The following is a 6856-nucleotide window of genomic DNA, read 5'->3' as shown; positions in this document are numbered from 1 at the left end:
GCCCGCGCCGGACCCCGGCCGCGCGGGCGGTCGACGAGCAGGCCACCACCCGGTTGGCCAGGGTGACCGCGATCGGGGCGGTCGCCGGCAGACCCGCGGCCGCCGCCGCGGCGACCGTGGGCCAATCCATGCACCACACACCCAGCACTCGAGCAGACATCGGCGACCACCCGGGTCAGCCGGCCCGGGTCCGGACGACCGCCCGTCCCTGCGCCCGTACCTCGAGCCGCACCGCGCCGATCCGCCCGAACCCGGGAACGGCGGTGCCGCAGGTGGTCTGGTAGCCACGCACCCGGGCGCCCAGCCGCAGCGTCGCACCCGGCCAGTCGCCGTCGGCGACCAGCAGGGCGCAGCCCCGGTGCCGGGCTCGGCCCGCCACCACCCGGGTGCGGGCCGCCGGGACCGAAGACCCGCCCAAGCCGAGCACCACCAGATCCATTCCGTCCATCAGCACCGTGGCGACCTCCACCGGATCGGTGCCGGGGTCCGGGACCACCGCGAGCCGGCTCAGGTCGGCGCCCATCTCCGCGGCGGCCAGCAACCCGGTGTCCGGCAACCCGACGATGGCCGCATTACCCCCGGCGGCGGTCACCGCGGCCACCAGGCTCAGCACCAGTGACCGGGCTCCCGACAGCACCGCCACGGTTCCCCGCGGCAGCCCGGCGGGCAGCGCCTCGGCCAGCGATTCCGGGATCGGCAGCAAACTTTCCGAGCTCGGCATCAGGTCCTGCGGGCCGGCGGGCCCGCGCCGGCTGGCGCCGACCTTCCCGGAGATTTCCGCCATCTGCCGGCGAAGCTGTTTGAGCTGTTCAGCACGGCCTTCATGGCACCGGTCGAAGGCCGCTGCCGCCGTCATGACGCACTCCTGGGCACGGTCGGATCCCCACTATGATCGAATGTATGTTCGATATCGTTAGTAAACACCTCTCCGGCGGCAGCGTCAAGGCGCGCCCACGGTGGACCCGCGGCATGTTCGGCGGCATGCCCCCGGTGGGCGTGGTCAACGCGCCCCGACATTTCGACGCGAGAACCCCGAATTGAAGAGCCATCACAGCCGGTCCGAATTAACCTGGCACAGCCAATGCCACGCGATCTCCGTCGACAGTGAGGAAGATGATGAGAGCAGCGCAGTTCAGGCGCTTCGGCGGCCCCGAGGTGCTTGAGATCGTGGATCTTCCCGACCCGAATCCCGGTCCCGGGCAGATCCGGATCGTCGTGCGCGCCGCCGGCATCAATGCGACCGAGTGGAAGCTGCGCAAAGGCCTGTTGGACTTCGGAGCGGGGCTACCACAGACGACGGGTCGCGATGTGGCGGGCGTTGTCGACGAGGTCGGAGACGGTGTTACCGACGTCGCTGTCGGCGACGCGGTATTCGGTGTCTCCGACGATGGCGCCGGGGTGGCCGAACTGGCGCTGCTGACGTATTGGGCGCCGATCCCGCCGTCGCTCGGCTTCGTCGACGCAGCCGGCCTCCCCGTCGCGCTCGAAACGGCTACCCGCAGCTTGGACCAACTCGGCGTCGACGGTGGAATCAGCCTGCTTGTCAACGGCGCAGCGGGCGGGATCGGCAGCACCGCCGTTCAGCTGGCCGTCGCGCGCGGCGCGCGCGTGATCGGCACTGCCAGTACCGCCAACCACGACTACCTTCGACGCCTTGGCGTAGAGCCCGTCGCATACGGCGAAGGCATGACCGAGCGTGTCCGCGCACTCGCGCCCGATGGCGTCGACGCCGCGCTGGACGTCGCCGGAAGCGGCGTACTACCCGAGCTGATTGATCTCGCCAGCGGCCCACAGAACGTGGTGACACTTGCCGATTTCGAAGGAGCCGACCAGCACAAGGTGCGCTTCAGCAACGGCTTTCACGGTCACGCATTTCACGCACTTGCCGAAATCGGGGCGCTCATCGAGGCCGGACGCTTTTGGCTTCCCGTGGAACGCACCTACCCGCTCGACCAGGTCTCGGAAGCTCACCGCGTCATCGAAAACGGGCATGTTCGAGGCAGGCTGGTGCTGGTGATCGGTTAGCGGCCACGCCTTCGGTATTGCATCCACGCCGACGCCGCGCCGCGGCCGTCGCCGCCTGCCGGCCGCTGTCTGGAGACCGGCTCACTCCCACTCGATGGTGCCGGGCGGCTTGCTGGTGACGTCCAGCACCACCCGGTTGACCTCGGCCACCTCGTTGGTGATGCGGGTGGAGATCCGCTCCAGCGTCTCGTAGGGCACCCGGGTCCAGTCGGCGGTCATCGCGTCCTCGCTGGAGACCGGCCGCAGCACGATCGGGTGGCCGTAGGTGCGGCCGTCCCCGGCCACCCCGACCGAGCGGACGTCGGCCAGCAGCACCACCGGGCACTGCCAGATCTGGTGGTCCAGACCGGCCGCGGTCAGCTCCTCGCGGGCGATCGCGTCGGCCTGGCGCAGCGTCTCCAGCCGTGCCGCGGTGACCTCGCCGACGATCCGGATGCCCAGCCCGGGCCCGGGGAACGGTTGGCGCGCAACGATCTCCTCCGGCAGGCCCAGTTCCCGGCCGACCGCGCGCACCTCGTCTTTGAACAGCAGCCGTAGCGGCTCGACCAGGGTGAACTTCAGGTCGTCGGGTAGGCCGCCGACGTTGTGATGGCTTTTGATGTTCGCGGTTCCGGCGCCGCCGCCGGACTCGACCACGTCCGGATACAGCGTGCCCTGCACCAGGAAGTCGATGTCGGCCCCCGATAGCGCGTCGCGCACCGCGCCCTCGAAGGCGCGGATGAACTGCCGCCCGATGATCTTGCGCTTGCCTTCCGGGTTGGAGACCCCGGCCAGCGCGTCCAGGAACTCGGCGGCGGCGTCCACGGTGACCAGCTTTGCGCCGGTGGCGGCGACGAAATCACGCTGCACCTGGTCGCGCTCGCCGGCGCGCAGCAGTCCGTGGTCGACGAAGACACAGGTCAGCCGGTCACCGACGGCCCGCTGGACCAGCGCGGCGGCCACCGCCGAGTCGACCCCGCCGGAGAGCCCGCAGATCGCCCGGCCGGCGCCGATCTGGTCACGCACCTGCGCGACCAGCGCGTCGACGATGTTGGCCGACGTCCACTCCGCGCCGAGCCCGGCGAACTCGTGCAGGAACCGGCTGAGCACCCGCTGCCCGTACGGGGTGTGCAGCACCTCCGGGTGGTACTGCACCCCGGCGAGCCGGCGACGGCGGTCTTCGAAGGCGGCCACCGGGGCGCCGGCCGTGCTGGCCGTCACCGCGAATCCGTCCGGCGCGCCGGTCACCGCGTCGCTGTGGCTCATCCACACCGGCTGGCTCCGCGGCAGCCCGGCATGCAGCTCGCCGCCGGCGACGCTCAGTTCGCTGCGGCCGTACTCGCGGTCGCCGGTCTGCGCGACGGTGCCGCCGAGGGCCCGGGCCATCGCCTGGAAGCCGTAGCAGATGCCGAACACCGGCACCCCCAGGTCGAGCAGCGCCGGGTCCAGCGCCGGCGCGCCGTCGGCGTAGACGCTGGCCGGCCCGCCGGAGAGCACCAGCGCCCGCGGGTCACGGGCGGCGATCTCGGCGGCCGTCGCGGTGTGCGGGACCACCTCGGAGTAGACCCGCGCCTCGCGGACCCGCCGGGCGATCAATTGCGCATACTGCGCGCCGAAGTCGATGACCAGCACCGGGCGCGAGGATGGTGACGACACCGAAGGAAGTCTAGTGGCGCCGAAATGCCGTCGATCCGACGGCGCGCGTGGTGAAGTGGTAGCGAACAGTAAGGAGGGTCGCCGTGCTGGGTCTGCCGGAGACGGTGCGAGCCTGCCTGTTCGACCTGGACGGGGTGCTCACCGACACCGCCAGCGGGCACACCGTCGCGTGGCAGACGATGTTCGACGCCTACCTGGCGCGGCGCGCCGAGCGCACCGGCGATCCGTTCGTCCCGTTCGACCCGGTGTCCGACTACCGGCGCTTCGTCGACGGCCGCAGACGCGAGGACGGGGTGCGGTCGTTTCTGGCCAGCCGGGGAATCACCCTGCCGGACGGCGGCCCGGACGATCCGCCGGACGCCGAGACGGTGCACGGCCTGGGCAACCGCAAGAACGATGCCTTCGGTAAAACCCTGCGCGACAATGGCGTTGAGGTTTTCGACGGGTCGCGGCGCTACCTGGAGGCGGTCGCGGCGGCCGGCCTGGCCACCGCCGTGGTGTCGGCCAGCGCCAACGCCGGCGAGATCCTGGCGCGCACCGGGCTGGACCGGTTCATCGGCCACCGGGTCGACGGGGTGACCCTGCGCGCCGAGCGCATCCCGGGCAAGCCGGCGCCGGACTCGTTCCTGCGGGCCGCCGAGCTGCTTGCGGTCGCCCCGGCCGCGGCGGCGGTCTTCGAGGACGCCCTCTCCGGGGTGGCGGCCGGCCGGGCCGGTAACTTTGGGTTCGTGGTGGGTGTCGACCGGCTGGGCCATGCCGAGGACTTGTACGGGGCCGGTGCCGACGTCGTGGTCGACGACCTGGCGCAGCTCCTACAGGCGGGTCGCTGATGCTCGCCGACATCCCCGTCGAACCCTGGCAGATCCGGGAGACCCAGCTCGACCTGGACGTGCTGGCGCAGACCGAGGCGCTGTTCACCCTGGCCAACGGGCACGTCGGGCTGCGCGGCAACCTCGACGAGGGCGAGCCGTACGGGTTTCCGGGCACCTACCTGAACTCCTTCTTCGAGGTGCGCCCGCTGCCCTACGCCGAGGCCGGGTACGGCTACCCGCAGGCCGGCCAGACCATCGTCGACGTCACCAACGGCAAGATCTTCCGGCTGATGGTCGACGACGAGCCGTTCGACGTCCGGTACGGCGAGCTGCTCGACCACGAGCGGGCCCTGGATCTGCGGGCCGGCACGCTGACCCGGCATGCGCACTGGCGCTCGCCGGCGGGCAAACAGGTGAAGGTGCGCTCCACCCGGCTGGTCTCGCTGGTGCAGCGCAGCATCGCCGCCATCGAGTACACCGTGGAGGCGGTCGACGAGTTCGTCCGGGTGACGGTACAGTCCGAGCTGGTTGCCAACGAGGACCAGCCGCCGACCTCCGGCGACCCGCGGGTGGCGGCGATCCTGGACAAGCCGCTGGAGGCCGTCGAGCAGGAGCACACCGACACCGGTGCGGTGCTGGTGCACCGGACCCGGGTCAGCGACCTGATGATGGCCGCCGGCATGCACCACGAGATCGAGGTGCCGGGCCGGGTGCAGGTAAACACCATGGCGATCCCGGACGTGGCGGCGACCACCGTGGTCTGCGGGCTGCGCCCCGGCCAGCAGCTGCGGATCGTGAAGTACCTGGCCTACAACTGGTCAAGTGAGCGGTCCCGGCCCGCGCTGCGCGACCAGGTGACCGCCGCGCTGACCAGCGCCCGCTACAGCGGCTGGCAGGGGCTGCTCGACTCGCAGCGCGGTTACCTCGACGAGTTCTGGGACGGCGCCGACGTCGAGGTCGACGGCGACCCGGATTGTCAGCAGGCGATCCGGTTCGCGCTCTTCCACATCCTGCAGGCCAGCGCCCGCGCCGAACGCCGGGCGATCCCGAGCAAGGGACTCACCGGAAGCGGGTACGACGGGCACACCTTCTGGGACAGTGAGAGCTTCGTGCTTCCGGTGCTCATCTACACGGTTCCGCACGCGGCGGCCGACGCGCTGCGCTGGCGGGCGTCGACGCTGGATCTGGCCAAGGAACGCGCCGCCGAACTGGGCCTGGATGGCGCGGCGTTTCCGTGGCGGACGGTCCGCGGGCAGGAGTGCTCCGGCTACTGGCCGGCCGGAACCGCGGCCTGGCACATCAACGCCGACATCACCGCGGCGTTCGAGCAGTACCGGATCGTCACCGGCGACCAGTCACTGGAGGCCGAGGAGGCCGGGCTGGCGGTGCTGGTGGAGACGGCCCGGCTCTGGCGGTCGCTGGGTCATCACGACCGGCACGGGGCGTGGCATCTCTACGGGGTGACCGGCCCGGACGAGTACACCGCGATCGTCCGCGACAACGTGTTCACCAACCTGATGGCGGCGCACAATCTGCGGAGCGCGGCCGCGGCCTGCGCCCGGCACCCGGACACCGCACACGAGATGGGCGTCACCACCGAGGAGATGGCCAGCTGGCGGGATGCCGCCGACGCCGTGCACATCCCCTACGACGAGGAGCTCGGCGTGCATCCGCAGTGTGAGGGCTTCACCTCCCAGGCGGAGTGGGACTTCGACGCCGACGCCCGCTACCCGCTGTTGCTCAACGAGCCCTACGTCCGGCTGTATCCGGCCCAGGTGGTCAAGCAGGCCGACGTGCTGCTGGCGATGCACTGGCGAAGCCACGCCTTCACCCCGGAGCAGAAGGCCCGCAACGTCGACTACTACGAACGGCGCACCGTGCGCGACTCGTCGCTGTCGGCATGCACCCAGGCGGTGCTCTGTGCCGAGGTCGGTCACCTGGAGTTGGCGCACGACTACGTGTACGAGACCGCGCTGGTCGACCTGCGCGACCTGCACGGCAACACCCGCGACGGGCTGCACATGGCGGCGATGGCCGGCACCTGGACCGCGCTGGTCGCCGGCTTCGGTGGCCTGCGCGACGACGACGGCGTGCTGTCGCTGAATCCTGCTCTGCCGGATGGGATCTCCCGACTCTGCTTCCGGCTGCGCTGGCACGGGTTCCGGATCACCGTGAGCGCCACCGCCACCGACGTCAGCTACACGCTTCGCGACGGGCCGGAGGGCCGGCTGACCATCCGGCACGCCGGCCAGGAGCTCACCCTGACCACCGGCACGCCGTCGACGGTTGCGCTGCACCCCCGCGAGCCGCTGCTGCCGACGCCGCAGCAGCCGCCGGGCCGCGCACCGCACCACCGGCGCACCATGCGGGCCGGCTTCGGCCCG

7 protein-coding genes are annotated in these 6856 nt (G+C 71.3%); 4 read left to right on the top strand and 3 right to left on the bottom strand.

All coding sequences use genetic code 11. The features are described 5' to 3' along the window. Both AC2VNT_RS01330 and AC2VNT_RS01325 read right to left on the bottom strand, forming a co-directional pair. Positions 1 to 160 (bottom strand): hypothetical protein (locus tag AC2VNT_RS01330; RefSeq protein ID WP_486945145.1); only part of this gene is annotated, 160 nt, incomplete at its 3' end. Positions 161 to 175: 15 nt separating this feature from the next. Beyond that, positions 176 to 856: a hypothetical protein gene (locus AC2VNT_RS01325; RefSeq protein WP_486945143.1), complete on the bottom strand. Its 681-nt coding sequence runs from the start codon at positions 854 to 856 to the stop codon at positions 176 to 178. Between the two features lie 44 nt (positions 857 to 900). On the opposite strand from AC2VNT_RS01325, the gene AC2VNT_RS01320 reads away from it, so the two are divergent. Together AC2VNT_RS01320 and AC2VNT_RS01315 are read left to right on the top strand one after the other, a co-directional pair. Next, positions 901 to 1041, top strand: coding sequence for a hypothetical protein (locus AC2VNT_RS01320; protein ID WP_486945142.1), 141 nt, complete (start codon positions 901 to 903; stop codon positions 1039 to 1041). Between the two features lie 75 nt (positions 1042 to 1116). Further along, positions 1117 to 2025 (top strand): NADP-dependent oxidoreductase, encoded by a 909-nt coding sequence (locus AC2VNT_RS01315; RefSeq protein WP_486945144.1) that lies wholly within the window; start codon positions 1117 to 1119, stop codon positions 2023 to 2025. Between the two features lie 81 nt (positions 2026 to 2106). On the opposite strand, the gene guaA is transcribed toward AC2VNT_RS01315, so the two are convergent. After that, positions 2107 to 3660 carry a glutamine-hydrolyzing GMP synthase gene (gene guaA / locus AC2VNT_RS01310; RefSeq protein WP_486945141.1) on the bottom strand — a complete coding sequence of 518 codons (1554 nt, stop codon included), beginning with the start codon at positions 3658 to 3660 and terminating at the stop codon, positions 2107 to 2109. 83 nt (positions 3661 to 3743) lie between these two features. On the opposite strand from guaA, the gene AC2VNT_RS01305 reads away from it, so the two are divergent. Both AC2VNT_RS01305 and AC2VNT_RS01300 read left to right on the top strand, forming a co-directional pair. Further along, positions 3744 to 4490, top strand: a complete 747-nt coding sequence (locus AC2VNT_RS01305) for a beta-phosphoglucomutase family hydrolase (RefSeq protein WP_486945140.1) — start codon at positions 3744 to 3746, stop codon at positions 4488 to 4490. Beyond that, positions 4490 to 6856: glycoside hydrolase family 65 protein (locus AC2VNT_RS01300; protein WP_486945139.1), on the top strand; the 2367-nt coding region annotated here is incomplete at its 3' end. The genes AC2VNT_RS01305 and AC2VNT_RS01300, both read left to right, overlap by 1 nt.

The sequence above is a fragment of the Mycobacterium sp. TH-M15 genome, assembly GCF_057473705.1.
This window is presented reverse-complemented; position numbering and strand designations above follow the sequence as displayed.

Excerpts from the sequence above, each read along its gene's own strand:
- AC2VNT_RS01325 (WP_486945143.1), bottom strand. The coding sequence starts at position 856 with ATGACGGCGGCAGCGGCCTTCGACCGGTGCCATGAAGGCCGTGCTGAA.
- AC2VNT_RS01320 (WP_486945142.1), top strand. The coding sequence starts at position 901 with ATGTTCGATATCGTTAGTAAACACCTCTCCGGCGGCAGCGTCAAGGCG.
- AC2VNT_RS01315 (WP_486945144.1), top strand. The coding sequence starts at position 1,117 with ATGAGAGCAGCGCAGTTCAGGCGCTTCGGCGGCCCCGAGGTGCTTGAG.